This window comes from Escherichia sp. HH091_1A, from assembly GCF_030295175.1.
Taxonomy (GTDB): domain Bacteria; phylum Pseudomonadota; class Gammaproteobacteria; order Enterobacterales; family Enterobacteriaceae; genus Escherichia; species Escherichia coli_F.
In genome coordinates this window covers 3,920,783-3,945,237 of record NZ_AP025747.1, presented here as the reverse complement: position 1 = coordinate 3,945,237, position 24,455 = coordinate 3,920,783, and the positions used below count along the sequence as shown (strand labels likewise).

The window sequence follows — 24,455 nt, the reverse complement described above, 5'->3', positions numbered from 1 at the left end:
GAACTCTGCCGTAAAGTAAAATATACAGCCCCGATTTTAACAATCGGGGCTTTTTTTCTGTCTTTTGTACTCGTGTACTGGTACAGTGCAATGCATAACAACGCAGTCGCACTATTTTTCACTGGAGAGAAGCCCTCATGGCAACACTAACCACCACCCAAACGTCACCGTCGCTGCTTGGCGGCGTGGTGATTATCGGCGGCACCATTATTGGCGCAGGGATGTTTTCTCTGCCTGTGGTCATGTCCGGGGCGTGGTTCTTCTGGTCAATGGCGGCGCTGATCTTTACCTGGTTCTGTATGCTGCATTCCGGCTTGATGATTCTGGAAGCTAACCTGAATTATCGAATCGGTTCGAGTTTTGACACCATAACCAAAGATTTGCTAGGCAAAGGCTGGAACGTGGTCAACGGCATTTCCATTGCCTTTGTGCTCTACATCCTGACTTACGCCTATATTTCTGCCAGCGGTTCGATTCTGCATCACACCTTCGCGGAGATGTCGCTGAATGTTCCGGCACGAGCTGCAGGTTTTGGTTTTGCGCTACTGGTGGCATTTGTGGTGTGGTTGAGCACCAAAGCCGTCAGCCGGATGACGGCGATTGTGCTGGGGGCGAAAGTTATTACCTTCTTCCTCACTTTCGGCAGTTTGCTGGGGCATGTGCAGCCTGCGACATTGTTTAACGTCGCGGAAAGCAATGCGTCTTATGCACCGTATCTGTTGATGACCCTGCCGTTCTGTCTGGCCTCATTTGGTTATCACGGTAACGTGCCGAGCCTGATGAAGTATTATGGCAAAGATCCGAAAACTATCGTGAAATGCCTGGTCTACGGTACGCTGATGGCGCTGGCGCTGTATACCATCTGGTTGCTGGCGACGATGGGCAACATCCCTCGTCCGGAGTTTATCGGCATCGCCGAGAAGGGCGGTAATATTGATGTGCTGGTACAGGCGTTAAGCGGCGTGCTGAACAGTCGTAGTCTGGATCTGCTACTGGTCGTGTTCTCAAACTTTGCGGTAGCGAGTTCGTTCCTCGGCGTAACGCTGGGTTTGTTTGACTATCTGGCAGATCTGTTTGGTTTTGACGACTCTGCCCTGGGCCGCTTTAAAACGGCGTTGCTGACCTTTGCACCGCCTGTCGTGGGTGGCCTGCTGTTCCCGAACGGATTCCTGTACGCTATTGGTTATGCTGGCTTAGCGGCTACCATCTGGGCGGCAATTGTTCCGGCGCTGTTGGCCCGCGCATCGCGTAAACGCTTTGGCAGCCCGAAATTCCGTGTCTGGGGCGGCAAGCCGATGATTGCACTGATTCTGGTGTTTGGCGTTGGCAACGCACTGGTGCATATTTTATCGAGCTTTAATTTGCTGCCGGTGTATCAGTAATCAGCGGTGCCTTATCCGACATTTCTGCTGCCTACACAATGCCTGATGTGCTTCGCTTATCAGGCCTAGGTAGGACAGCGTTGCCAGCTCGGATAAGGCTTCCCACGTTAAAACACACTATCCCAGTAACTCTTCCTTAACATCCATCGCCAGCTCAAACGAATGCAGGCGCGCCTGGTGATCGAAAATCTGCCCGTTAACCATAATCTCATCCGCGTCGGTTTCGCGCAGGATCGACTGCAAACCATGACGCACTTTCGCTTTATCACCCACCAGCGACATACTCAGCGCCTGCTGCACGCCATACTGCTCAGACGGTGACCAGAACTGATCCATATTTTGAATCGGTGGCGGCAGTTGCCCGGTTTCACCGCGGCGCAGCTTCACAAAGGCTTGCTGCATTGAGGTAAACAGAAATTCAGCGTCGCGGTTGCTGTCGGCGGCGATAATATTGATGCACACCATCGCATACGGTTTTTCCAGTCGTGCCGACGGTTTGAAGTTGCTGCGATAAAGATGCAGCGCCTGGAACAGCATATCCGGCGCGAAGTGTGAGGCAAACGCAAACGGCAGACCAAGCTGCGCCGCCAGTTGCGCACTGTAAAGGCTGGAGCCTAACAACCACACGGGGATTTTCTCGCCATAGCCCGGTACAGGGCGCACATGCGGATTGGGATCACGGGCGTCAAACCAGTCCACCAGCTCCGCGACATCGCGGAGGAAATTATCAATATCGCCGCTCATATGGCGACGTAGTGCCATCATGGTTCGCTGGTCACTACCCGGAGCACGGCCCAGCCCCAAATCGATTCGCCCCGGATAGAGAGTATTGAGCGTACCGAACTGTTCGGCAATGACCAACGGTGAGTGGTTAGGCAACATCACGCCGCCAGAACCCAGATGCAGCGTGGTGGTATTCGCCGCCAGATAGCCAATCAATACCGATGTTGCAGCACTGGCAATGCCGGTCATATTGTGGTGTTCTGCCAGCCAGTAGCGATGATAGCCGCGCTTTTCAGCCAGACGGGCGAGGTCGAGAGAGTGGTAGAACGCTTCTCGCGCTGAAGAACCTTCGGGGATGGGGGCCAGATCGAGTAGCGAAAACGCAATGGTTTTATCAGTCATAACAGCTCACTTTGTTACCGATTAATCTTTAATACTGCATTAAAGGGTAGTTAAAGTTGTTAACAAAGTGAGCTATTTGCTTAGGCTTGCAGTTCCAGCCCAGCCAGCCGTCTCCAGTAGCCGTTACAGTCGCTGTTTGCCGTCAACGGGAGTGGTGCAGCACCATTTTCATTAGCGCGGAAGGCGTCGAGCATAGCGAAAGTGTCAGTACCCTGCGGTGACAGGCGGACCACATCAACCAGCCCCTGCATGGATGCCAGCTCGTTACCGAGGTTGTACACGTAGCCGCTCATGGTCTGAATGCCATTGAGCACAAACACTTGTTGGTTTTCCTGCGACAGCACGTTGCGCCCGTTCGGATACTTAATGCAGCAGGTTTCACACTCATCTTTTGGGCGGTCTTCCGAACGCGCGGTAAAGCAGCGGGCGGAGTAGGCCAGCGGCAGATGACCGTAGCTCAAGACTTCCACTTCAAACTGGTTGCGAATGCCCAGCTCATCGCACTGATTAAGCAGATTCACCAGCCAGTCGCGGGAAAGTTCCACCGGCATACACCAGCGCATCATGCCCTGTTTGAGCAATATTTTCAGCGTCACCGCGTTGTAGCAGTTCAGCGCGTGTCCGGCGACGAACGGCAGTTTGCGCTCAGCGCACATATTCACCACGCCAAGATCGCTGGCTTCAATCAGAAACTCACCGTTCTCAACATAGCGTTTCAGTTCGCCCAGTTCGGAGGATGCCTGCACCAGCGCCAGCGTGGAGAGCACAATCTGCTTGCCACTTCCGGCGAGCGATTTTGCCATCTCCAGCCAGTCGCCAACTTTGGTTGCCCGGCGTTTGCTACAGACCGCTTCACCGAGATAAATCACGTCTGCGCTGCTGGCGGCGGCCTGCTGATAAAAATCTTCCAGCGTCTCTTTTGGCCAGTACCACAGCACCGGCCCTAAGGAATATTTCATTGCTTTTCTCACTGCCATTTACGGTGATACGCGCCAAGAGTGGTTTGTGTGCCTTCGGACATCGACCCGAGCGTCTCCATCCACGCGCTTTGCGGCACGAAGTTTTGCGGATCGGCCTTACAACGGTCGATAGCCTGACGCCAGACTTTCGCTACCTGGCTGACATACGCAGGGCTACGCTGGCGGCCTTCAATTTTCACCGAAGCGATATTCGCCGCCATTAACTCCGGCAGTAGCTCAAGGGTATTGAGACTGGTTGGTTCTTCCAGCGCATGATAGCGCTCGCCGTCCACCAGATAACGCCCTTTACACAGCGTCGGATAACCTGCGTTTTCGCCGTCCTGATAACGGTCGATCAGCACTTCGTTCAGGCGGGATTCCAGCCCCTGCGGCGTTTGCTGCCAGCGCACGAAACGGGCCGGAGAACATGCCCCCACGGTGTTGGGCGACTCACCCGTCAGATACGACGACAGATAGCAACGACCTTCCGACATAATGCACAGACTGCCGAAAGCGAACACTTCTAGTGGTACAGGCGTGACCCGCGCCAGTTGTTTCACCTGATGAATCGATAACACGCGCGGCAACACGACGCGGGCAACGTCAAAATGACGATGATAAAAGTGAATCGCCTCTTCATTGGTTGCTGAAGCCTGCACTGACACATGACGTTCAATATGCGGGTATCGCTGGGCGGCGTACTCCAGCATGGCGAGGTCGGCGAGGATCAGCGCGTCGGCACCCAGCTGCGCCGCCATATCCACGGCGCGCTGCCAGCGGGCGTAACCGTCCGGATGCGCAAAAGTGTTAATCGCGATGTGAAGTTTGCGGCGATGTTGATGGACAAAACTCACCGCTTCCTGCAATTTTTTCTCGGTAAAGTTAAGGCCGGCGAAGTGACGGGCATTGGTATCATCTTTTAGCCCGATATAAACAGCATCTGCGCCGTTTTCTATGGCCGCCTTAAGCGCCGGGAGATTTCCGGCAGGGCAGAGCAGCTCCATAATTTTTCCTGAAGGGTGCGCTATCAAAACGCAAAAATGTTAACGAACTGGGATTTTAGTTAACCTTGCAGCGACAATTTTTGATTTAAGGCAGTTAAAGTTGTATTGGTGGTAGCAGCAATTTCATATGGAATTGTTGATTTATACCGCTATGTTATTTTTCTGATATGGCAAAATAGGATGATTGTTGAAACAGGGAGTAAAACTCGTGTTGGATAAACTGCGTTCCCGTATTGTGCATTTGGGGCCATCTCTGTTGAGTGTACCGGTAAAACTGACGCCATTTGCGCTAAAACGCCAGGTTCTTGAGCAGGTCTTAAGCTGGCAATTCCGCCAGGCGCTGGATGATGGCGAGCTGGAGTTTCTTGAAGGCCGCTGGTTAAGTATTCATGTGCGTGATATTGACCTGCAATGGTTTACCTCGGTGGTGAATGGCAAACTGGTCGTTAGCCAGAACGCGCAAGCTGATGTGAGTTTTAGTGCCGACGCCAGCGATCTGCTGATGATTGCGGCGCGTAAACAAGATCCGGACACGCTCTTCTTCCAACGTCGGCTGGTGATTGAAGGCGATACGGAGCTGGGGTTATATGTGAAAAACCTGATGGACGCCATTGAATTGGAGCAAATGCCGAAAGCCTTACGCATGATGCTGCTGCAACTGGCGGATTTTGTTGAGGCGGGAATGAAAACCGCGCCTGAAACCAAACAGACATCGGTAGGTGAACCATGCTAATTCGAGTAGAAATTCCCATTGATGCGCCGGGTATTGATGCCCTGCTGCGTCGTTCATTCGAAAGCGATGCGGAAGCGAAGCTGGTTCACGATCTGCGTGAAGATGGCTTTCTGACGCTGGGGCTGGTGGCGACAGATGACGAAGGTCAGGTCATTGGCTATGTGGCATTTAGTCCGGTTGATGTGCAGGGCGAAGATCTACAATGGGTCGGCATGGCACCGCTGGCGGTAGATGAAAAATACCGTGGACAGGGGCTGGCACGCCAACTGGTCTATGAAGGACTCGATTCGCTTAATGAGTTCGGCTATGCCGCAGTGGTGACGCTGGGCGATCCGGCGCTGTACAGCCGTTTCGGCTTTGAACTGGCGGCGCATCACGATCTGCGTTGTCGCTGGCCGGGCACTGAAAGCGCCTTCCAGGTACATCGTTTAGCGGATGACGCGCTGAACGGCGTAACCGGTCTGGTTGAGTATCACGAGCACTTCAATCGCTTTTAATCTTTGGGGGGTTGCAGGCTGCTCAACAGTTCTGCAAACCCTGCGCCTTCCGCTACCAGACGTTCTTTTTGCCGTTTGGTCAGTTGTTTAACGCGATATTCCGCCCGTAGTGCCAGCGAACGGTCGCCCACTGGCGCGGAAAATGCCAGCGTCAGTTCACCTTTCCCACGCAGTGCTTTCGCCCCTTTTCCGCTTTGGTGCTGCTGATAGCGGCGTTCAACATCCGTAGTGATCCCGGTATAAAGCTTATTGTCGGCGGTACGGATCAAGTAAAGAAACCAGGGTGTCATCGTCTGCGTCACATGTTAAGGTCAGGCCCACAGTATAAAAGAGAACAGCTATGGAAACACTCACCGCCATCAGCCGTTGGCTGGCAAAACAACATGTTGTCACCTGGTGTGTGCAGCAGGAAGGGGAATTGTGGTGCGCCAATGCCTTTTATCTTTTTGATGCACAGAAAGTTGCCTTCTACATTTTGACGGAGGAAAAAACGCGTCACGCGCAGATGAGTGGGCCGCAGGCGGCAGTTGCTGGAACGGTAAACGGTCAGCCGAAAACGGTAGCGTTAATTCGCGGCGTGCAGTTTAAAGGTGAGATCCGCAGACTGGAAGGTGAGGAAAGCGACCTTGCGCGCAAGGCGTATAATCGTCGCTTTCCGGTTGCCAGAATGCTGTCGGCGCCGGTGTGGGAAATCCGGCTTGATGAAATCAAATTCACTGACAACACGCTGGGCTTTGGTAAAAAAATGATTTGGCTACGTAGCTCAGGCACCGAGCAGGCGTAACGCCTCGCGGTTAAACGCGGGCAAATCGTCCGGTGTCCGACTGGTAACCAGCTGATCTTTATCGACCACGACTTCCTGATCGTAAAATTCCGCGCCCGCGTTTTTAACATCAATCACAATCGGTTTAACCGCGGTCAGTTTGCGTCCCCGAATCACATCGGCGCTGATCAGCAGCTGCGGACCGTGGCAAATGGCAAACACCGGTTTGCCGCTATTCACAAAATCACGGGTAAAGGTGACAAAACGGTTGTCGCCACGCAGATAATCCGGTGAATGGCCGCCCGGTAGCAGCAGGGCATCAAACTCGGCTGGCGTCACTTCATCGATGGATTTATCGATGGTCACGCTGGCTTCTCCTTTTTTCCCTTTCACCGTTTTACCCGCTTGTTTTTCAATGGTAATCACTTCGTGTCCGGCTTTACGGAACTCGTCTGCGGGTGAAGTAAATTCTGAATCCTCAAATTCATCAGTGATTAAAACGGCAATTTTCTTACTCATGCTTCCTCCGCGTTGTTGCATTGGATGAGGCGAATTTCTCACAATCGGGGATAATTACCTCATGGTCTATTAAGCCTGGTGCATGAGCCGGGGAGCGCAAGGCAGACAATTCTGTAAAGGAGCGAAGATGAGTCAGGTACTGATTACAGGCGCAACGGGGCTGGTGGGCGGTCACCTGCTGCGGATGTTGATTAACGAACCGAAAGTTAACGCTATTGCTGCACCGACGCGACGTCCGTTGGGAGATATGCCAGGAGTGTTCAATCCCCATGATCCGCAACTGACCGACGCGCTGGCGCAGGTCACTGATCCCATCGACATTGTGTTTTGTTGTCTCGGCACCACGCGGCGGGAAGCAGGGAGCAAAGAAGCGTTTATTCATGCCGATTACACACTGGTAGTGGATACCGCATTAACCGGGCGGCGACTAGGTGCTCAGCATATGCTGGTAGTCAGTGCTATGGGTGCCAACCCCCACTCGCCGTTTTTCTATAACCGCGTCAAAGGGGAGATGGAAGAAGCGTTAATCGCCCAGAACTGGCCGAAACTGACCATTGCCCGTCCGTCGATGTTGCTGGGCGATCGCAGCAAGCAGCGGATGAACGAAACGCTTTTTGCACCGTTGTTTCGTCTGCTACCGGGTAACTGGAAATCCATTGATGCGCGAGACGTGGCGCGGGTCATGCTGGCAGAGGCGATGCGGCCTGAGCATGAAGGTGTGACTATTTTAAGCTCTTCAGAATTACGCAAAAGAGCTGAATAATTATTCCCAAGAATTGATAGTGAGCGTAATATTCACGCGCTCAATTATCATAACTAATTCCTGGGGAATGCTATGACTGGTCAGTCTTCATCTCAGGCGGCAACGCCCATTCAGTGGTGGAAACCCGCGCTTTTCTTTCTCGTTGTCATTGCTGGTCTCTGGTATGTGAAATGGCAACCTTACTACGGCAAAGCGTTTACCGCCGCCGAAACTCACAACATCGGTAAATCAATACTCTCACAGGCGGATGCTAATCCGTGGCAGGCGGCGTTGGATTACGCGATGGTCTATTTCCTCGCGGTATGGAAAGCGGCGGTGCTGGGAGTGCTCCTCGGGTCGTTGATTCAGGTGCTGATCCCTCGTGACTGGTTGCTGCGTACGCTTGGGCAATCGCGCTTTCGCGGCACGCTGCTGGGGACGCTGTTTTCGCTGCCGGGTATGATGTGTACCTGCTGTGCGGCACCGGTCGCGGCGGGGATGCGTCGCCAACAGGTATCGATGGGGGGCGCGCTGGCATTCTGGATGGGGAATCCGTTGTTAAACCCGGCGACGCTGGTATTCATGGGATTTGTCCTTGGCTGGGGCTTTGCCGCGATTCGTCTGGTGGCGGGGCTGGTGATGGTGTTGTTGATTGCGACACTGGTGCAAAAATGGGTACGTGAGACACCGCAAACGCAGGCGCCAGTCGAAATTGACATGCCGGAAGTGCAGGGCGGATTCTTTAGCCGCTGGGGTAGGGCGCTATGGACGCTTTTCTGGAGTACGATCCCGGTATATATCCTTGCCGTACTGGCGTTGGGGGCCGCTCGCGTCTGGTTATTCCCCCATGCCGATGGTGCTGTCGATAACAGCCTGATGTGGGTGATTGCGATGGCGGTAGCGGGATGCTTGTTTGTCATTCCCACGGCAGCAGAAATTCCGATTGTACAAACGATGATGCTGGCAGGTATGGGAACCGCTCCGGCGCTGGCATTGTTGATGACGCTTCCTGCTGTAAGTTTGCCGTCGCTGATAATGTTGCGTAAAGCGTTCCCGGCGAAAGCCTTATGGCTGACGGGTGCGATGGTGGCGGTGTCTGGTGTGATTGTCGGCGGGCTGGCGCTGTTGTTCTGATTTGAGGGAAAACATGTCGGATGCGGCGTAAACGCCTTATCCGACCTACGGTTTGCATCGTTGCAGGCCTGATAAGACGCGGCAAGCGTCGCATCAGGCAACGGCAGTCGGATGCGGCGCAGGCGCCTTATCCGACCTACGGTTTGTGTCGTGTAGGCCTGATAAGACGCGGCAAGCGTCGCATCAGGCATTACAAGGCGTTGTTATTTAATGAACGTAAACGCCGTGGTTACACGTTTTACGCCGCTCACCCGACTGGCAATATCTGCCGCCGCTTTCGCTTCACGTTCAGTCACCAGCCCCATCAGGAACACTTCACCGTTTTCGGTGGTCACTTTCACGTTGGACGATTTCACCAGGTCGCTGGTTAAGAGCTGCGAACGCACTTTGGTGGTGATCCACGTATCGTTAGACGCTTCGCCCAGACCAATCGGCTGGCCCTGACGAATCTCGTTATACACTTCGTTGGCACCGTCTACGCCCATAGCAATCTGTTTGGCGCGAGCCGAAAGTTCAGCATTTGGTGACTGCCCAACCAGCAGCACTTTGCCCTGATAGGCCGTTACATTAATGCGTGCTTCTTTCTTGATTTGTTCGTCTTTCGACAATGCGCTGTTCACGCGCACTTCCAGGGTTCCATCATCCACCTGGGTGCCGACACTGCGTGGGTCAGTTGCGGCTTTTGTACCCACAGCCGCGGTGCCCACTACGGCGGCAGCAACGCAACCTTGCAACAGCAGTGCGGAAATAAGGACTGCGATTGGCGATAATGCCTTCATGTATTCTCCTTAAACATCCTGGTGAGGGAAAAGCGTGTTATCGATCAGATCGCACAAGCAATTTACCGTCAGCATATGCATTTCCTGAATGCGAGCACTACGATGCGAAGGAATGCGGATCTCCACATCCTGTGGCCCTAACAACCCTGCAAGTTCACCGCCGTCATAGCCAGTCAATGCCACAATGGTCATATCACGCGTAACAGCAGCTTCTACTGCTTTTACGATATCGCGGCTGTTGCCACGGGTGGAAATGGCTAACAACACATCTCCCGCATGCCCCAGCGCCCGCACTTGTTTAGCATACACTTCATCATGTAAGCGATCGTTGGCAATCGCCGTTAAGACAACATTATCAGTATTTAGTGCAATGGCAGGTAAGCTGGGCCGCTCCGTTTCGAATCGGTTGATCATGCTGGCAGCAAAATGCTGTGCATTGGCAGCGGAAGTTCCATTACCACAACAGAGGATTTTGTTGCCATTGAGCAGAGACTGAACCAGCGTCATGGCTGCACGGGAGATGGCATCCGGAAGCGCCTCTGCTGCCGCAATTTGAGTTTGAATGCTTTCAGTGAAGCAAGCTTTAATTCGTTCTTGCACGCTAATCCTTAAACCTTAATTATGAGTGGTCATTAAAGGCATCCTTAATCCACTCAACTTCATTCCCGGTGAAGGCTACCACATCGAACCGGCAATCCACAGTATCAAAACTCCCATTATGACGCGCGAGCCACAAGCGGGCAGTCTGTAATAATTTGTGTTGTTTGCTGTGGGTCACACTGGCTGCCGCACCACCGTAAAGGGCTGAGCGGCGGTAACGCACCTCGACAAAAACAGTGGTCCTGCCTTCACGCATTATCAGATCGATCTCGCCGCCACGCTCGTTCACGTTAGCGGCGACAAACCGCAGTCCTTTGCTCTCCAGCCAGCGACGCGCTTGTGCTTCCCACGCATCGCCGGTCTGTTTAGTGGTTAACTGGCGGGGACTACCTGACCTTGTTGGTACTGTAGCCATGATAACTTCCTGTTAATTACGCAATCCGGGTTAGCCGTCAGACTTCCGGTATTACCGTTGATTTCGAAACCCTGAACCTGGCGCATTTGTGAGAAATGATTTGCCAACGACCAGGCATCAACGCCCATCGCATACATGCGAGCCAGCGAATAATCGTTATTCACCGCACTGAGCGCCTGCTGCATTAATGGCAGATTACCGCCTGCCAGCATCGGGATTTCGCTATATTGCAAACCTTCCATTTCCAGACGGAAATCCGGACCCGCGGTGCCTTGTGCGCTTCGGGAGCTTGCGTACAGCGTTGCACCACTCTGGCTACCGTTACGCATGGCGATCATCGGTTTGATAAAAGCGATTTCGCCCGGCGTTGCCACAATGTACACCGCATCGACACGGCCGCCATTATTGGTGAACTGGTCATCGGTTGGCGTGGTTTGCAGCGTTGGATTGTTGGTCGTCATGCCGGAGTCGGTTGTTTCTCTGGGAGTAATCGGGCTACCGGTTAAAGCGATACCAGAACCACCGTTAACTCCCGCGCGTAATTCGCTGGTGGAACCAAATTTTTGTTGCAGAACGGTGCCGCCGCCCAGCTTCTGCCACTCTTGCGCAAACGCATTGGCTACGCGATCGCCCAGCGAACTGCGAGGGATCAGCACCAGTGGCGCTTGTTTACCCTGGTTACGAATATGACGCGCTGCATCGCGCGCTTCGTCTTCCGGTGAAAGCGCGAAGTAACAAATATTGACGCGGTTTTCGATATTTTCTGGCTGGTTCAGTGCCAGCACGTTCAGCGGGGTGTTGCTTTTCAGTAACTCTTCAACGTTATTTTTCAGCAACGGACCGACCACAATACTCGCGCCATCCTGCTGAACCTGGTTGAGGATCTGGCTAAGCGGTTGTGATGAGGTATCATAAATTTTCAGCTCTGCGGATGGATTCGCGGGGGCGCTTACCGCCGCAGTGTTTGCCGCCGGGGCGCTTACAGGCACTGGTTGAGCCGCGGTTTCTTCGCCTGTCAGATCGCTAACCGAGGCTTGTGCCGGGCTGGCAACGCCGTCAACAGTTTGCTGCTGGGGTTGTTCTGCAACGTCTGCGATTGGTGCGGCAGTTGCCTGTGCCGCCACTGGCTGAGTGCCGATATTTTTCGCCGCTTCAAAGCCTTGCTGAATAGTGCGGCCAAATACTGCGGCCTGACCATTCAACGGCAATAACAGGGCTATTTTGTTGGTTGACGCTGGTTTAAATGCTTTTACGTTTACCAACTGCGTAGGCAGCATTTTCGCGCCCGGGTTGTTCGGATAACGTTTCTGCCAGTCGGCGATCCCAGCTTTCATCATGTCGGGATCGTTACGGTTATCAAACCAGACGCGCTGCAGATCAAGCCAGCCTTGCAGAATATTTTCGTCGGCGTTGATCACCAGCGTATTCGCCTGGTCCTGAGTCATGGAGGAGAGTGCCTGCCATGTAGCATCAATATTCTGTTGCTTTTCTTTCGCGCCGAGCAGGGGTTCCTGAGCAATTAAGGCGCGCAGTAAATCAATGGAAGGACGCCCCTGACTGGCATCGATTTTTGCCTGCCAGTAACGCGCCTGCTGGTTTTGATCTAAATCGGCAGGTGTGATTTTCGCCAGCAGGGTTTGTGCGCCAGCAAAATCTTTCTGCGCCAGCTTAATCTCTACTGCCAGAAGAGTTTTCTCGCGACGCTGGTAATCGTTCAGTTCCTGCGGCAGTTGGTTAAACAGCTCCACCGCCTGCCCGGTTTTACCTTCTTTCACCAGTGCACGAATGGCGAGTAATTGCCAGTTGATCCTGGTATCATCAGCGCTTTGCTGCATCTGCTGAAGATAAAAGGCAGAATCAGCCTGCGCCGTGCCCTGCATATAGGCAGTGGACTGATCGGGAGTATGGGTGCCACAACCGGCGAAAATCAGGGCTGCCAGAACAACAGGCAGACAACGCGCGGCTTTCAAACGAGAAAATGTTGAGGGTACCATAATGTATCCAGTGATATTTTTTTTACGCAATGCTCAATATTAAATCGGCAATACGGACGACACAATGAAACAACACCAATCGGCGGATAATTCTCAGGGCCAGCTTTACATTGTACCGACGCCAATCGGCAATCTGGCAGATATCACCCAGCGTGCGTTGGAGGTTTTACAGGCCGTTGATCTGATTGCCGCCGAGGATACTCGTCACACTGGTTTATTGCTGCAACATTTTGGGATTAATGCCCGGTTGTTTGCGCTGCACGACCATAACGAACAACAGAAAGCCGAAACGTTACTGGCGAAGCTGCAGGAAGGGCAAAACATTGCGCTGGTGTCCGATGCCGGAACGCCACTGATTAACGATCCCGGCTATCATCTGGTGCGTACCTGCCGAGAAGCGGGGATTCGCGTGGTGCCACTACCGGGGCCGTGTGCTGCTATCACTGCATTAAGTGCTGCGGGTTTACCATCCGATCGTTTTTGTTATGAAGGTTTCCTGCCTGCCAAATCAAAAGGCCGCCGTGATGCGCTAAAAGCCATTGAAGCGGAGCCGCGCACGCTGATTTTTTATGAATCCACCCACCGTCTGTTAGATAGCCTGGAAGATATCGTTGCGGTATTAGGCGAATCCCGCTACGTCGTTCTGGCGCGTGAGCTCACCAAAACCTGGGAAACCATTCACGGCGCGCCCGTTGGCGAGCTGCTGGCGTGGGTAAAAGAAGATGAAAACCGTCGCAAAGGCGAAATGGTGCTGATTGTTGAAGGCCATAAAGCGCAGGAAGAAGACTTACCCGCCGATGCCCTGCGCACGCTGGCGTTGTTACAGGCTGAGCTTCCGCTGAAGAAAGCGGCGGCGCTGGCGGCAGAGATTCACGGCGTGAAAAAAAACGCGCTGTATAAGTATGCGCTGGAACAGCAGGGGGAGTGATATCTCTCCCTGGCCCCGTTTGAAGAATCCAGGGGCCGCCTGCTAAACAATCAGTCTTTTTAGTGAATACCGCCGTAAATCCTCGCTCTGTGCGGACTGACCTCTTAAATCAGGGGGCTAGTTGCGTGGTATAGTTGGCAGCGACCCAACGATAACCCTTGCTGTCGCTTTTAACATGTCCCAGGCCAGGGAATGAGATATGGGCAGCTGCCACCCAGTAACCACCCTGAGCCGCATGTTTTAATACTCGCTCACGGGTTTTTACCGCTTGCTGTTGATCCACATCGAAATGTATCGCCACGTGAGGATCCGGCATCTGCACTGCTTTGGCATGAATAATATCGCCCCACAACACTAGCGTTTGGCCTTCACTCTCCACTGTGTACATCACGCTACCAGGTGTATGGCCGGCCGTTGAGGTGGCTGCAATGCCTGCAAATACCGTTGCCGGTGCGATAAAGGTCTTCAGCTGACCTGCGTTGATCACTGGGCGGATGGTCTGCTCCGATTCGACAAAGGTGTGCTTCTGACTATCTTCTACTTTCGAGGCATTCGCCGGATTAAGCCAGAAATCCGCATCTTTCTGCTCAACGAATACCTGGGCGTTAGGGAAAGCTGGTTTTCCCTGACGGGAGATGCCACCAGAGTGGTCGGCATGAATATGCGTCAGCAGCACGGCATCAATGGTTTCAGCCGGATAGCCAGCAGCTGCCAGGTTCTCAAGCAGTTGGCCTCCATTGTTGCCAAACAGATCGCCCGCACCGGCATCAACCAACACGCGTTGCTGGCCATTATCAATAACAAATGCATTGATTGAAGTCTCCGTATGGGGTGTCAGAGAATCCTTTGCCAGTTGCTGGCGCAGTTTATCGGCAGAAATGTGGGTGAGTAATTTATCTAGCGGAATTGTCACCGTGCCGTCGGAGACGGCGGTAATACGTAGTTTGCCCAATATCATGCGGTAATAGCCCGGTGCTTGTGTATCAGGAGGGGGCACAGGTATAGGCGTTGCTAACGCATTTACGGAGAGTACCAATGAGGTCATAAGAGTCAGCAAAAGTTTCATTCTATCCTCGATAAGTTCTGTTATTACAGTACGGGCACCAGTATCCTTTTGCGAATAACATCATTCAAATTGATTAATATAATGAACTCTATCAGAGAAAATGATTTAAACCGGGTCGACCTCAACCTGCTAATCGTGCTCCTGGTGCTACATCGAGAGGGGAGCGTTTCACGTGCAGCCAACAAGTTACACTTGGGGCAGCCAGCAGTCAGTGGCGCGCTGGCACGGCTGAGAGAAATGTTTAACGACCCGTTATTTGTGCGCACGGCAAAGGGGATGGCACCGACACCACGTGCACAAGATCTGGTTACGGCACTACTGCCGGTGATGGATCAAATGCAGCAGGTGATTTTTCAAAGGCCAGTTTTTACCCCAGAACAGGATCAGCATACGTTTCGCCTGGGGATGAGTGACTGGGTCGAACGCTGGCTGATGCCTGGAATGATGGCAGATATAGCCCAAATGGCACCCGGGATTCGCTTACAAGTCACGGCATCCGATCCTTTCCAGGATGGCGAAAAAGTGCAACAGGATAAGGTGGACGTAGCAATCTCCGTCGTGGAGCAGGTGCCCGCCGGAGTGGAACGAGAAGTGATCACTCAAATGGGGTTTTGCACGATGTGGCATCCGCTACAGTTATCCCTCACTTCACCGTTAAGCCTTGATGTATATACTGAAACCGATCATCTTTTGGTCTCTTATCGCGGTGTCAGTACTAGCTCTATCGATCTGATTTTGGCTGACTGCGGGCGTAAAAGGGAAGTGCGTTACGTCACGCCAAATTTCTCATCGTTACCGTTGATGTTGAGACAGATACCGGCTTTAGCGACCGTACCGCAGGGGCTGGCAGAAGGCTGGGTAGCCGATTATGGGTTGCAATTTGCCGATGTCCCACTCGAAGTTCCTGCTTTTACGCTCTCTCTACTCTGGAATAAGCGGCGTAATAATGATGAGGCGCTGCGCTGGTTACTGGAGAAATTACGCGCACGAATGCAGGGCTGGGAGATGTTTTCAGAATGCGTTTGAAAACGTAAAAATGTGAACAGGAAATAAGGGCTTTCTAAATTAAATAATTCCTGTTGAATATTATCGTCAGCGACAACATCATCCACGACTACCAGCAGATTCGCACCGATGGTGGAAGTTCAGCTCACACCAACCTGGTCATGAACCAGACGGTTATCAATACGGGTTAAGAGAATATTGAGTAATGTCATAGTATTATCTCCTGTTATCCTTGTCGCCTTTCATTTTTCGGTCCTTCGGCGGCAATAAAAAAGGCAGATAATTAATTATCTGCCCTGTGGTTTATGCGATTTTTTGCATCCTTTCTAATGCTTGTTCAAGCCAGTATCTTTGGGTGCCGAAGTTTAAACGTAAGTAGTTTTCACCGTTTTGCACATAATGGCTGCCATCTTCAATAATGACTCCAGCGTTGCGGGCAAAATGATTGACCCATTCGGTCGCGGAGCGTCCACTTTCACTGACATCAACCCATGCCAGATATGACGATTCTGGTGTCATCATTTTCCATTCAGGAAAATGCGTCTTGAGGGCATCATTAAGCCAGTGGGAGTTATTGCGTAAATAGATATTTAATGCATCCAGCCACGGTCTTGCATGCTGATAAGCCAGTGTAATTCCCCAAACGCCAAAAATATTCGGCGAAGTGATTGAGTTCATTTCCAGTCTCTGGCGAAAACGCTGCCTCAATCCTTTATTCGGAATGACTGAGTAAGATGTTTTCAGTCCCCCCAGGTTAAAGGCTTTATTTGGTGATGTTAGCAGGACCAGATTATCGTGATCGGCACATCCGGGAGCCAGGCAACTGGCAAACTCACCTTCGAGCAGATGCTCGGCATGGACTTCATCCACGACCAGAATGACGCCGTAACGTTTACATAAGTCCGAAACCTGGCGAATCTCGTCTGCCGTCCAGATTCGCCCGGAAGGGTTATGTGGAGAGCAGAAAAACCATAGTTTGGGTTTATGAAGTTTAAGCTGATCTTCAACTAGCGAAAAATCCAGTTGATAACGGTTATCCACAACGCTTAACGGATTTGCCAGCACTTTAACCCCCTGGCGCTCTGTTGCCATTGCAAAAGGGTCATAGACTGGCGTACTCATCATGACGCTATCGCCCGACTGGCAGAACGCCTGAACCATATAGTGCAGTGTGGAGACCGTACCATAGTTCAGAGTGATCCAATCCCGCTCGATACTTACGTGGTGACGATCGCGCTGGAAGCCTATCACGGCGTCATAAAACTCATTAAAGGCGTAGGTGTAGCCAAACGTTCCGTGCTCAACAATCCTTTGAAAACCGTCAATTACCGCTGGTGGCGAAGTAAAATCCATATCAGCAATCCAAAGAGGGATGAAATCTTCTGCAACCGCACCGAAGCGTGAGCAGACAAACTGATGATCCCATTTGCGGCATTTGTCGCTTTTACGCTCGATAATTTTATCGAAATCGAACATTTTCAACTCCTGTTAAATTAAAGCTTCAATGCCCGTTTTCACACTTTGAACTTGCGGGCCAATAATTACCTGCACACTGTGAGCATCCAGTACAACCACCGACAGGGCACCTGCATTCTTTAATGCGGCTTGATCCACTTTCGACATATCTTTCACCACCAAACGCAAACGAGTAATACAGTTATCAAGTGAATCAATATTTTCTTTTCCGCCAAGTGCACTCAAAATCACAGCATGATCGTATTTAGATTTACCTCGTGCTTTTGAATTTGCTGCAACAGCCTGCGCTGCATCATCAGATGAGTCTTCACGGCCCGGGGTTTTAATATCATGCTTAAGGATGTACCAACGGAAAACAAAGAAATAAACAGCAAACCAAACAATACCCACCGGAAGTATTAAATACCATTTAGTAGAAGTACCCTGCATAATACCAAATATTAATAGGTCCAAAATCCCGCCATCAGTATTACCGATAGTCACGCCCAGGATTGCCATAACCATTAAGGCCAGACCGGACATGATAATATGGAATATATATAACGCAGGAGCAATAAAGAGGAATAAAAACTCAATTGGTTCAGAAATGCCAGTAACAACAGATACTAATACGCCTGAAAGCAGTAAGCCTTTAATTACAGGACGATTTTCTGGTTTGGCTGTACGATAAATTGCGTAAGCCACAGCAGGCAAACCAAACATAAAGGTTGGCATAAAGCCTTGGGATAAAAACGCAGTAACATGTGGGCTAAAGGGAAGACCGGCTTTTAATTCTGCATAGAAAATATTGAGTGCTCCGGCGACTTCATGACCGTCGACAATTTCTGTACCACCCGCAGGTGTGAAGCGAACCATTGCCAGCAAGATATGATGTAGCCCGAAAGGCTTAAGCAAAAGCACACCAACGCCATAAAGGAACGGGCCGAATACGCTGGTACTTTGAATAATGTGGCCAATACCCGCAATACCCATTGCAACATAGGTCCAGAGCAAAGGAATGGCCAGGCCGACTAATGATAATGTTAGCGAAGTGATGATGGGTACGAAGCGGATACCGCTAAAGAAGGCAAAGGCATCATGTAATACAGTATCCTGAAAACGTTCGTGGAGAAAATAAGTTATTACCCCGGCGATGATGCCACCTAAAACGCCCATCTCTAAGGTTTGAATACCTAATACTACAGATTGACCAACCTGCTTCATCGTTGCGGCATCGGCAAGTTGATGGGTAACAGTGAGATAATAATTAATACTCATGTTCATTAGCATATAGCCAACAAAACCTGAATATGCGCCTACTGCTTTATTTCTCTTTGCCATTCCTAATGGAATTGCAATAGCAAACATAATAGGTAGATAAGTAAATGCAAAGCCACCTACCATTGCAATAAAGCCAAATGTAAGTTGGGTAAGCTCACCACCTAAAAAGGGGAAGTTATTAATTGTTGAGGGGCTGGTTACTGAACTACCTATACCTAACAGAAGACCCATAAAAGCGAGTAATGATACTGGGAACATAAATGTTTTCCCTAAACTTTGGAAAAACTCCCAGACCCGTGACTTTATAGACTTTTCCTGTGTCATTTAATAGACTCCTTGATTTTTATAAGCATAATTTCAAGGTCATGAAAAAGTAATCATGACCTTTGATATTTGTGAGGTAAGTTGTTTTTTATTGTCTGAATACAGCTGCTAAGAAACTGTTATTCACATATTTTTAATTACCGTAACCTTTTGTAGGAACCACAGACATTAATTTTATTTCTGACAACTTCTTTCATCGCATCCATACCGACGCGCATATAATAACGAGGATCATTACCCTGCGGATTTTCCGCAAACCAGGCTTTAACCGCGCCAGCGAAAGCTATTTTTAATTCTGTGGCAACGTTTACTTTTGTGACGCCAAGTTCAATAGTGCGGCGGACAAATTCATCTGGAACATCGCTGGCACCATGCAGCACCAGAGGAACATCCACCACTTCACGAATTTCCGCCAGCCGCTGGAAATCAATCTTCGGCGTTTTGCTGTATAAGCCGTGCGCCGTACCAATCGCTACCGCCAGGCTGTCGACGCCAGTCAGTTCGACAAAGCGTTTAGCTTCTTGTGGATCGGTCAGAAATGCACTTTCGGCGTCAACGCTCATGTCATCTTCAACACCGCCCAGGCGGCCCAGTTCTGCTTCCACGCTGCAATCCTGTGAGTGGCAGAAGTCGACAACCGATTTCACCAGCTTCACGTTCTCAGCAAACGGGAAGTGACTGCCGTCGATCATCGCACTGCGCACGCCTGCGTGGACTTTACGGCGAATATCATCGAGTGATTCGTGGTGGTCGAGATGCAGCGCCAGTGGCATGTTGTAGGTTGTGGAATAGGCGCTACACAGGGCGTAGATCTCTTCCAGCGCGATATGTTTAAAGGTCCCCGGCGTTCCGGCGAGGATCACCGGCGATCGCATTTCACTGCACACTTCGAGGATCGCCTGGATCGTCTCGGCGTTATGAATGTTAAAAGCAGGCACCGCGTAGCCATTGGCCTGGGCGTCCTGTAACAGATATTTGGTGGAGATAATACTCATAATGCGATCCTCTTATGCCTGCCACGGATGAATGATTACGCCTTGCACCACGCGGTTAACGGTGCCGCTGGCTGATGGGGTATCCGGCGTATTGCCCATGTGCAGCGACTGCATCAGTGCAAACGTCTGGGCGTACATCAGGAAGCAAAATGCCTGCTCAACGTCGATAAAGTGACGTGACGGCGGCAGGATGATATGTGGACCGGCGGTAATAACGTCGTTGCCTTCCGCGGCGATGGCGATTACGCGCATTGCCTGGTTGTCACGGCGGAGTTCTGCCAGCAGATCAAGATCATACTGACGCGTATAGGGGTGGCTGGAGACAAACACCACCACCAGCGTTTCGTCATCGACCAGTGATTTAGGCCCATGACGGAATCCGGTCGGGGAATCATAAAAGGCCGCCAGTTTACCCGCCGTTAGTTCAAGCACTTTCAGCGCTGACTCGCGTGCTGCACCCTGTAATCCACCACTGCCGAGATAAACGATCCGTTTCCACGGTGCGTAACCAAACACACCTTCGCTGAAATCGCCCAGTGAGGTCAGGATTGCCTGGCAACGATCCGCTACGTCGCGGAAGGTCTGGCTATTGATTGTCTCAGGTGCGAAAACCGCGAGGCAGCTGGCCATCATAGTGGTAATGCTGCTTGTCATTGCAAAGCCGCGATCGTGCGTTTCTGCGGGCATCAGCAGGGCAAACGCGTTGTCGCTGTTGATCGCGTTTTGGTAAAGAGCGCCCGCTTCGTTGCAGGTGATCGGCAGGTGATAGCATTCCGGTACAAACTGATTCGCCAGTTCCACGGCGGCGACGCTTTCCGGGCTGTTGCCAGATCGACCGAAGGAGATCAACAGCAGTGGATGCGCTGGGTTCAGGTATTCCATTGGATTGGTGACCAGATCGGTGGTCGGTACGGCGCTGACGTTTTTGCCGGTATGGCTGGCAAGCCACGGCGCGATGATGTCACCGATAAATGCCGAGGTTCCGGCTCCGGTCAGGATGATCCGCAGATTCTCTTTGCGCAGTAACGGTTCAAGGAAGTTATTGAGCGCTGTACGTAACGCGTCGATGTTGGTGAGTGAACGGATCCATGCGCGAGGCTGATGGCGGATCTCTTCTTCAGTCCATGTGCCGGTGGTGGCGGCCGCTGGGGTGTAATTTTCTGGCATAACTCAATCCTTAGTCTGATGAACTTGACTTCCGGCATTGCAGGCTTTGCTTGCCTTTCGTTTCATTTCACTTGGTGATTCGTTTCGTTGATTAAAATCTATAGAAAAGAAATCGAAAGTTCAATGGAGAAAAAAGAAATAAAACGAAATTTGTGATCATTGAAAGAAAAGACAAGGGAAGATTAAAGGATTGCATGATGACGTCGCTATGTGTACCGATTGCTGGAAGCGGCGTACCGTAGAGCGGATAAGACGCGCCAGCGTCGCATTCGACACCACTGCACAGATTAAAACGAAAGAAAAAGAAAGGCCTTACGGGGGAAGTGAAGGCCCAATAAAGGAGCAAACCATCAAAACGAAGCTAATTGACCCTGAATCCAGATTTGTTGCACATGCAGTCCGCTATCCAGCGCAACGACGCTGGCGCGTTTGCCCGGTTTAAGTGATCCCAAAACACCATCAACACCCAGCATTCGCGCCGGATGCAGCGACGCCATATGGATGGCTTCCGCTGGCGTTACGCCCGTCAGCTCGACCATATTGCGAACAGCCGCATCAACAGACAGCGTACTGCCCGCCAGTCCACCGGACGCGGTACGGACAACGCCGTCGTGCATCTGCACCTCTTCACCACATAACGTATAGCGACCATCCGGCATCCCGGCTGCCTGCATCGCGTCGGTGATGAGCACGATTCTCTCTTTCGCACAGCAACAACACAGCGACATCGCCGCCGGATGTACATGATGACCATCGGCTATCAGTTCCAGCCAGGCGCGCTTGTCCGTTAATCCTGCGCCAACCATTCCCGGTTCGCGGTGATGTAAACCTGTCATCCCGTTATAGCAATGCACCAGGCCGTCGGCACCAGCGTCAAACGCGGCGCGGGTTTGTTGCCAGGTTGCTGCGCTATGTCCCAGCATTACCCGCACGTTCTGCTGTTTAAGATGACGAATGGCTTGTAACGCGCCCGTTTTTTCCGGTGCCAGCGCCACCACGCGCAAGGTATGCCGTGAAACAGCAATCAATTGATCCAGCTCGGCAATTTCCAGCTCGCGAAACAGCTCCGGCGGATGTGCGCCTTTATTCTGCGGCGTGAAGTACGGTCCTTCGAGATAACTCCCCAGCACTTGCGCACCAGGTCCACCGCGCTGGCAGCGTAGAGCAATACGTTCCAGCGCCGCATGAATGGTATTAAGCGGCGCGGTTACGGTAGTCGGCAACCAACTGCCGACACCTTCCCGTGCCTTGTGCATTGCCAGCTTGTCGAGCACATCCGGCGCGTCATCCATAACATCAACGCCCGCACCACCGTGTACATGGGTATCGATATAAGCGGGGCAGAGCAGTTCCGCATCGCGTTCAGCCACGCCCACTGGAATCGGTTCGATTGCTGCAATTACACCGTCAGCAATATGCAACTGATGATCATCAAGCCAGCCCTCCTCAGTCAGCAGCCTTCTGGCGCGCAGAACGTGTGTCATATTCCTTCCTCGACCGGACATTCTTCATGGCAGCGGCCTAACTCGTCCACCAGACTGGTCAGCCCACGGTGTCCACACTCCAGCGCCTGTACACGGAATTCTTCACCGCTTAACCCTTCGCGCTCCAGCACCATTTCCAGTAACAGTTGCAAATTGGTGCCGGTGATCACTTCATAGCCCGGTTTTTGCATCGCCAGCGTTGAAGCCACGCGAAACGGTGTGCCGCCCAGCAAATCTGTCAGAAAAACAATGCCGTCTTCACAATCCAGTTTGGCAATGGCTTCTTCAAGCTGCGATGTAAGCAGCGCAGTGCTTGAGGTTTCCGGAAAATCAATGGCGATAAACTGCGACTGCTCGCCGAGGATTTGCTTCATTGCTTTTTCCATGCCGCTGGCAAATCCGCCATGCCCTGTCAAAATAATACTTAACATCTAATACCTCATTGTATTTAAAGGAAATGACAGAATTTACCGACGATGCCAAGAACCACGGTAACCGCAATCAGGCGCAGCGGACTCCAGCCGCGGCGTACCAGCCAGAACATGGTCAGGGTGTAGACCAGCGGTAAGAAGGCAGGCATCAGTTTGTCGATAACGTCAGCCTGCAGCTTAACCACTGCGTCGCCCGCCGTGATTTCCAGCGTGGTGCTTAAACGAACATAGGTTGCCACCAGCGCGCCGATCACCGTCATCCCAACGATAGACGCTGCATGGCCGACTTTTTTGGTATTCGCTTTAATGAGTGGGATCGCCGCCACGCCCATGCGGTAAGCATAATGCGCCAGACCAAAACGCAGCCCCAGGTGTACCACGTTGAACAGCACAATAAAGACGACTGCGCCAAGAATAGAGCCTTGCAATGCCAGACTGGCACCAATCCCGCCACAAATCGGCAGTAACGTTAGCCAGAACATGGCATCGCCAATCCCGCCGAGCGGCGCACCGACGGCAATTTTGGTGCTCTGAATACTGTTAACGTCCTGCTTAGAACGCTCCATCGCGAGGATAATGCCAATAACAAACGTCACCAGAAATGGATGGGTATTGAAGAAACCCATATGTCCCTTCATGGCGCGCGCCAGGTCGCGTTTATTAGTGTGGATCTTTTTCAGAGCAGGCAGCAGACCGTACAACCAGCCGGAAGCCTGCATACGCTCGTAGTTAAAAGACGCTTGTAACAGCATGGAACGCCAGGCGACGCGGTTGATATCTTTTTTTGTTAGCTCCGCGCCAATGCTCTGATCTTCGTATACGTTTTCATTGACGCCTGTCAGTAGTGTCTCTTCATTTTCGCTGACGTTCGGCAGGGTGGTTTGATTAGATGCCATCTTCAAATTCCTCTTTCTGTGCCGCAGGTTGAGTCGGTTCAGGAGATTTACGCAGCAGGTCGATCAGCGCCATCGCCAGCGCGGCGGCAGCAATAGCCAGCACCGGTAACTTGAGCCAGGCGGCGGCAACGAAGCCCAGGATGAAGTAGGGGATATAGACGTTTTTCATCATGATTTTCAGCAGCACGGCAAAACCGATTGCTGGCATGATGCCGCCCGCGACGCCAAGGCCGTCGATTAACCGTTGCGGCAGGACATCAATGATGGTTTTTGCATGCTCCGCGCCGAAGTAGATAGGCAGGAAAGCGCAGAGAAAATAGAACGTGCCGAGTGCCAGCAATGCCAGATAGTTCACGCGTTCAATGCCGCGAGTATCGGCGTTCTCCGCCATCCGGTCGCAGCGGGACATCACGCCAGACATCACCGAGAACAGGAAGGTAATCCCCATCTGTACTGCGACAGCGAAAGGTACGGCGACACCGACCGCGACATCCGGTTTCACGCCAGTAGTAATGGCAAACGCCGTGCCGACGATAGTTCCGATAATCACGTTAGGCGGCTGTGCGCCCGCCAGCGGTGCCAGCCCCATCCACACCAGTTCCAGCGTACCGCCGGTTAAAATACCGGTATGCAGATCGCCAAGCACCAACCCAACTAACGGGCCGAGGACCACCGGGCGGTGCATATGGGTCAAGCCGTTAAACATATCCAGGCCAGCGATAAAGGCGATAATGCCCAACGCAAATGCCTGCAACAGACTGATTTCCATAATGAATC

At 52.0% G+C, this 24,455-nt stretch carries 25 protein-coding genes and 2 pseudogenes; 8 read left to right on the top strand and 19 right to left on the bottom strand.

Features of this window, described 5'->3' with window-relative positions:
• Window positions 1–137: 137 nt before the first annotated feature.
• Window positions 138–1,382: a tryptophan permease gene (mtr, locus tag QUF14_RS19810; RefSeq protein WP_000224337.1), complete on the top strand. Its 1,245-nt coding sequence runs from the start codon at window positions 138–140 to the stop codon at window positions 1,380–1,382.
• Between the two features lie 117 nt (window positions 1,383–1,499).
• Here mtr and QUF14_RS19805 read toward each other — a convergent pair whose 3' ends face one another.
• From QUF14_RS19805 to ubiU, 3 genes are all read right to left on the bottom strand, one after another.
• A complete protein-coding gene (locus tag QUF14_RS19805) occupies window positions 1,500–2,507 on the bottom strand; it encodes a luciferase-like monooxygenase (protein ID WP_100733917.1) in 1,008 nt (335 codons plus the stop codon).
• Window positions 2,508–2,587: 80 nt separating this feature from the next.
• The gene (locus QUF14_RS19800; protein ID WP_001296442.1) at window positions 2,588–3,466 is read right to left on the bottom strand and encodes a U32 family peptidase; all 879 of its coding nucleotides are present in this window, start codon (window positions 3,464–3,466) and stop codon (window positions 2,588–2,590) included.
• A gap of 8 nt (window positions 3,467–3,474) precedes the next feature.
• The gene (ubiU, locus tag QUF14_RS19795; RefSeq protein WP_001354986.1) at window positions 3,475–4,470 is read right to left on the bottom strand and encodes a ubiquinone anaerobic biosynthesis protein UbiU; all 996 of its coding nucleotides are present in this window, start codon (window positions 4,468–4,470) and stop codon (window positions 3,475–3,477) included.
• A gap of 208 nt (window positions 4,471–4,678) precedes the next feature.
• Between ubiU and ubiT the strand changes: the two genes are divergently transcribed.
• Together ubiT and QUF14_RS19785 are read left to right on the top strand one after the other, a co-directional pair.
• A complete protein-coding gene (gene ubiT / locus QUF14_RS19790; protein WP_001295552.1) occupies window positions 4,679–5,203 on the top strand; it encodes a ubiquinone anaerobic biosynthesis accessory factor UbiT in 525 nt (174 codons plus the stop codon).
• On the top strand, window positions 5,197–5,700 hold the full coding sequence (locus QUF14_RS19785; protein ID WP_000908554.1) for a GNAT family N-acetyltransferase: 504 nt from the start codon (window positions 5,197–5,199) through the stop codon (window positions 5,698–5,700). The genes ubiT and QUF14_RS19785 overlap by 7 nt, the downstream gene beginning before the upstream one ends.
• On the opposite strand, the pseudogene yhbQ reads toward QUF14_RS19785, so the two are convergent.
• Window positions 5,687–5,990 (bottom strand): annotated as a pseudogene (yhbQ, locus tag QUF14_RS19780) (DNA damage response exodeoxyribonuclease YhbQ). The gene QUF14_RS19785 and the pseudogene yhbQ sit on opposite strands and share 14 nt — an antisense overlap.
• A 50-nt stretch (window positions 5,991–6,040) precedes the next feature.
• Here yhbQ and QUF14_RS19775 point away from each other — a divergent pair.
• A complete protein-coding gene (locus QUF14_RS19775) occupies window positions 6,041–6,484 on the top strand; it encodes a YhbP family protein (protein WP_000449454.1) in 444 nt (147 codons plus the stop codon).
• Here QUF14_RS19775 and yhbO read toward each other — a convergent pair.
• On the bottom strand, window positions 6,464–6,982 hold the full coding sequence (gene yhbO / locus QUF14_RS19770; RefSeq protein ID WP_000037614.1) for a protein/nucleic acid deglycase: 519 nt from the start codon (window positions 6,980–6,982) through the stop codon (window positions 6,464–6,466). The two genes, QUF14_RS19775 and yhbO, sit on opposite strands and share 21 nt — an antisense overlap.
• Before the next feature lie 127 nt (window positions 6,983–7,109).
• Between yhbO and QUF14_RS19765 the strand changes: the two genes are divergently transcribed.
• Together QUF14_RS19765 and QUF14_RS19760 are read left to right on the top strand one after the other, a co-directional pair.
• Complete coding sequence (locus QUF14_RS19765; protein WP_001352912.1) at window positions 7,110–7,745, top strand: NAD(P)H-binding protein; 636 nt, start codon at window positions 7,110–7,112, stop codon at window positions 7,743–7,745.
• Between the two features lie 72 nt (window positions 7,746–7,817).
• A complete protein-coding gene (locus QUF14_RS19760; RefSeq protein WP_000147589.1) occupies window positions 7,818–8,858 on the top strand; it encodes a permease in 1,041 nt (346 codons plus the stop codon).
• A gap of 203 nt (window positions 8,859–9,061) precedes the next feature.
• On the opposite strand, the gene dolP is transcribed toward QUF14_RS19760, so the two are convergent.
• From dolP to lpoA, 4 genes are read right to left on the bottom strand one after another with little or no spacing between them, the layout of a single operon-like run.
• On the bottom strand, window positions 9,062–9,637 hold the full coding sequence (gene dolP, locus QUF14_RS19755; protein WP_000646033.1) for a division/outer membrane stress-associated lipid-binding lipoprotein: 576 nt from the start codon (window positions 9,635–9,637) through the stop codon (window positions 9,062–9,064).
• Window positions 9,638–9,646: 9 nt separating this feature from the next.
• On the bottom strand, window positions 9,647–10,237 hold the full coding sequence (gene diaA, locus QUF14_RS19750; protein WP_001158035.1) for a DnaA initiator-associating protein DiaA: 591 nt from the start codon (window positions 10,235–10,237) through the stop codon (window positions 9,647–9,649).
• Between the two features lie 19 nt (window positions 10,238–10,256).
• Window positions 10,257–10,652 carry a YraN family protein gene (locus QUF14_RS19745; protein ID WP_000246843.1) on the bottom strand — a complete coding sequence of 132 codons (396 nt, stop codon included), beginning with the start codon at window positions 10,650–10,652 and terminating at the stop codon, window positions 10,257–10,259.
• Complete coding sequence (gene lpoA / locus QUF14_RS19740; protein ID WP_100733918.1) at window positions 10,610–12,646, bottom strand: penicillin-binding protein activator LpoA; 2,037 nt, start codon at window positions 12,644–12,646, stop codon at window positions 10,610–10,612. The genes QUF14_RS19745 and lpoA overlap by 43 nt, the downstream gene beginning before the upstream one ends.
• 64 nt (window positions 12,647–12,710) lie before the next feature.
• On the opposite strand from lpoA, the gene rsmI reads away from it, so the two are divergent.
• Window positions 12,711–13,574: a 16S rRNA (cytidine(1402)-2'-O)-methyltransferase gene (gene rsmI / locus QUF14_RS19735; RefSeq protein ID WP_000809263.1), complete on the top strand. Its 864-nt coding sequence runs from the start codon at window positions 12,711–12,713 to the stop codon at window positions 13,572–13,574.
• Between the two features lie 109 nt (window positions 13,575–13,683).
• Here rsmI and QUF14_RS19730 read toward each other — a convergent pair whose 3' ends face one another.
• Window positions 13,684–14,640: an MBL fold metallo-hydrolase gene (locus QUF14_RS19730; protein ID WP_000771489.1), complete on the bottom strand. Its 957-nt coding sequence runs from the start codon at window positions 14,638–14,640 to the stop codon at window positions 13,684–13,686.
• Window positions 14,641–14,721: 81 nt separating this feature from the next.
• On the opposite strand from QUF14_RS19730, the gene QUF14_RS19725 reads away from it, so the two are divergent.
• Window positions 14,722–15,666 carry a LysR family transcriptional regulator gene (locus QUF14_RS19725; RefSeq protein WP_038813085.1) on the top strand — a complete coding sequence of 315 codons (945 nt, stop codon included), beginning with the start codon at window positions 14,722–14,724 and terminating at the stop codon, window positions 15,664–15,666.
• A gap of 43 nt (window positions 15,667–15,709) precedes the next feature.
• Here QUF14_RS19725 and QUF14_RS19720 read toward each other — a convergent pair.
• The 9 genes and pseudogenes from QUF14_RS19720 to agaW all read right to left on the bottom strand — a co-directional run.
• Window positions 15,710–15,857 (bottom strand): annotated as a pseudogene (locus QUF14_RS19720) (PTS sugar transporter subunit IIB); the annotation flags it as partial.
• A gap of 91 nt (window positions 15,858–15,948) precedes the next feature.
• Window positions 15,949–17,121, bottom strand: coding sequence for a MalY/PatB family protein (locus QUF14_RS19715; RefSeq protein WP_000459222.1), 1,173 nt, complete (start codon window positions 17,119–17,121; stop codon window positions 15,949–15,951).
• Window positions 17,122–17,133: 12 nt separating this feature from the next.
• Window positions 17,134–18,705 (bottom strand): maltose/glucose-specific PTS transporter subunit IIBC, encoded by a 1,572-nt coding sequence (malX, locus tag QUF14_RS19710; RefSeq protein ID WP_024212024.1) that lies wholly within the window; start codon window positions 18,703–18,705, stop codon window positions 17,134–17,136.
• 137 nt (window positions 18,706–18,842) lie between these two features.
• Window positions 18,843–19,700, bottom strand: coding sequence for a tagatose-bisphosphate aldolase subunit KbaY (kbaY, locus tag QUF14_RS19705; RefSeq protein WP_000022768.1), 858 nt, complete (start codon window positions 19,698–19,700; stop codon window positions 18,843–18,845).
• A 12-nt stretch (window positions 19,701–19,712) separates the two neighbouring features.
• Window positions 19,713–20,867 (bottom strand): AgaS family sugar isomerase, encoded by a 1,155-nt coding sequence (locus QUF14_RS19700; protein WP_001114898.1) that lies wholly within the window; start codon window positions 20,865–20,867, stop codon window positions 19,713–19,715.
• Between the two features lie 350 nt (window positions 20,868–21,217).
• Entirely contained in the window at window positions 21,218–22,351 is a 1,134-nt protein-coding gene (gene nagA, locus QUF14_RS19695) for an N-acetylglucosamine-6-phosphate deacetylase (RefSeq protein WP_001360988.1), read from the bottom strand.
• Window positions 22,348–22,782 carry a PTS galactosamine/N-acetylgalactosamine transporter subunit IIA gene (gene agaF / locus QUF14_RS19690; protein ID WP_000948819.1) on the bottom strand — a complete coding sequence of 145 codons (435 nt, stop codon included), beginning with the start codon at window positions 22,780–22,782 and terminating at the stop codon, window positions 22,348–22,350. Before agaF ends, nagA begins: the two co-directional genes overlap by 4 nt.
• A gap of 17 nt (window positions 22,783–22,799) precedes the next feature.
• A complete protein-coding gene (gene agaE / locus QUF14_RS19685; protein WP_001295548.1) occupies window positions 22,800–23,678 on the bottom strand; it encodes a PTS N-acetylgalactosamine transporter subunit IID in 879 nt (292 codons plus the stop codon).
• Complete coding sequence (agaW, locus tag QUF14_RS19680; protein WP_000406214.1) at window positions 23,668–24,447, bottom strand: PTS N-acetylgalactosamine transporter subunit IIC; 780 nt, start codon at window positions 24,445–24,447, stop codon at window positions 23,668–23,670. The genes agaE and agaW overlap by 11 nt, the downstream gene beginning before the upstream one ends.
• Window positions 24,448–24,455 lie beyond the last annotated feature (8 nt).

Bases quoted from the DNA above. Each gene is read 5' to 3' on its own strand.
- rsmI (WP_000809263.1), top strand. From the start codon at position 12,711: ATGAAACAACACCAATCGGCGGATAATTCTCAGGGCCAGCTTTACATT.
- dolP (WP_000646033.1), bottom strand. From the start codon at position 9,637: ATGAAGGCATTATCGCCAATCGCAGTCCTTATTTCCGCACTGCTGTTG.
- QUF14_RS19805 (WP_100733917.1), bottom strand. From the start codon at position 2,507: ATGACTGATAAAACCATTGCGTTTTCGCTACTCGATCTGGCCCCCATC.
- yhbO (WP_000037614.1), bottom strand. From the start codon at position 6,982: ATGAGTAAGAAAATTGCCGTTTTAATCACTGATGAATTTGAGGATTCA.
- agaE (WP_001295548.1), bottom strand. From the start codon at position 23,678: ATGGCATCTAATCAAACCACCCTGCCGAACGTCAGCGAAAATGAAGAG.
- mtr (WP_000224337.1), top strand. From the start codon at position 138: ATGGCAACACTAACCACCACCCAAACGTCACCGTCGCTGCTTGGCGGC.
- agaW (WP_000406214.1), bottom strand. From the start codon at position 24,447: ATGGAAATCAGTCTGTTGCAGGCATTTGCGTTGGGCATTATCGCCTTT.
- QUF14_RS19800 (WP_001296442.1), bottom strand. From the start codon at position 3,466: ATGAAATATTCCTTAGGGCCGGTGCTGTGGTACTGGCCAAAAGAGACG.
- malX (WP_024212024.1), bottom strand. From the start codon at position 18,705: ATGACACAGGAAAAGTCTATAAAGTCACGGGTCTGGGAGTTTTTCCAA.
- QUF14_RS19765 (WP_001352912.1), top strand. From the start codon at position 7,110: ATGAGTCAGGTACTGATTACAGGCGCAACGGGGCTGGTGGGCGGTCAC.
- agaF (WP_000948819.1), bottom strand. From the start codon at position 22,782: ATGTTAAGTATTATTTTGACAGGGCATGGCGGATTTGCCAGCGGCATG.
- QUF14_RS19760 (WP_000147589.1), top strand. From the start codon at position 7,818: ATGACTGGTCAGTCTTCATCTCAGGCGGCAACGCCCATTCAGTGGTGG.
- nagA (WP_001360988.1), bottom strand. From the start codon at position 22,351: ATGACACACGTTCTGCGCGCCAGAAGGCTGCTGACTGAGGAGGGCTGG.
- ubiU (WP_001354986.1), bottom strand. From the start codon at position 4,470: ATGGAGCTGCTCTGCCCTGCCGGAAATCTCCCGGCGCTTAAGGCGGCC.
- QUF14_RS19725 (WP_038813085.1), top strand. From the start codon at position 14,722: ATGAACTCTATCAGAGAAAATGATTTAAACCGGGTCGACCTCAACCTG.
- QUF14_RS19785 (WP_000908554.1), top strand. From the start codon at position 5,197: ATGCTAATTCGAGTAGAAATTCCCATTGATGCGCCGGGTATTGATGCC.
- QUF14_RS19775 (WP_000449454.1), top strand. From the start codon at position 6,041: ATGGAAACACTCACCGCCATCAGCCGTTGGCTGGCAAAACAACATGTT.
- QUF14_RS19715 (WP_000459222.1), bottom strand. From the start codon at position 17,121: ATGTTCGATTTCGATAAAATTATCGAGCGTAAAAGCGACAAATGCCGC.
- QUF14_RS19745 (WP_000246843.1), bottom strand. From the start codon at position 10,652: ATGGCTACAGTACCAACAAGGTCAGGTAGTCCCCGCCAGTTAACCACT.
- kbaY (WP_000022768.1), bottom strand. From the start codon at position 19,700: ATGAGTATTATCTCCACCAAATATCTGTTACAGGACGCCCAGGCCAAT.
- QUF14_RS19700 (WP_001114898.1), bottom strand. From the start codon at position 20,867: ATGCCAGAAAATTACACCCCAGCGGCCGCCACCACCGGCACATGGACT.
- QUF14_RS19730 (WP_000771489.1), bottom strand. From the start codon at position 14,640: ATGAAACTTTTGCTGACTCTTATGACCTCATTGGTACTCTCCGTAAAT.
- lpoA (WP_100733918.1), bottom strand. From the start codon at position 12,646: ATGGTACCCTCAACATTTTCTCGTTTGAAAGCCGCGCGTTGTCTGCCT.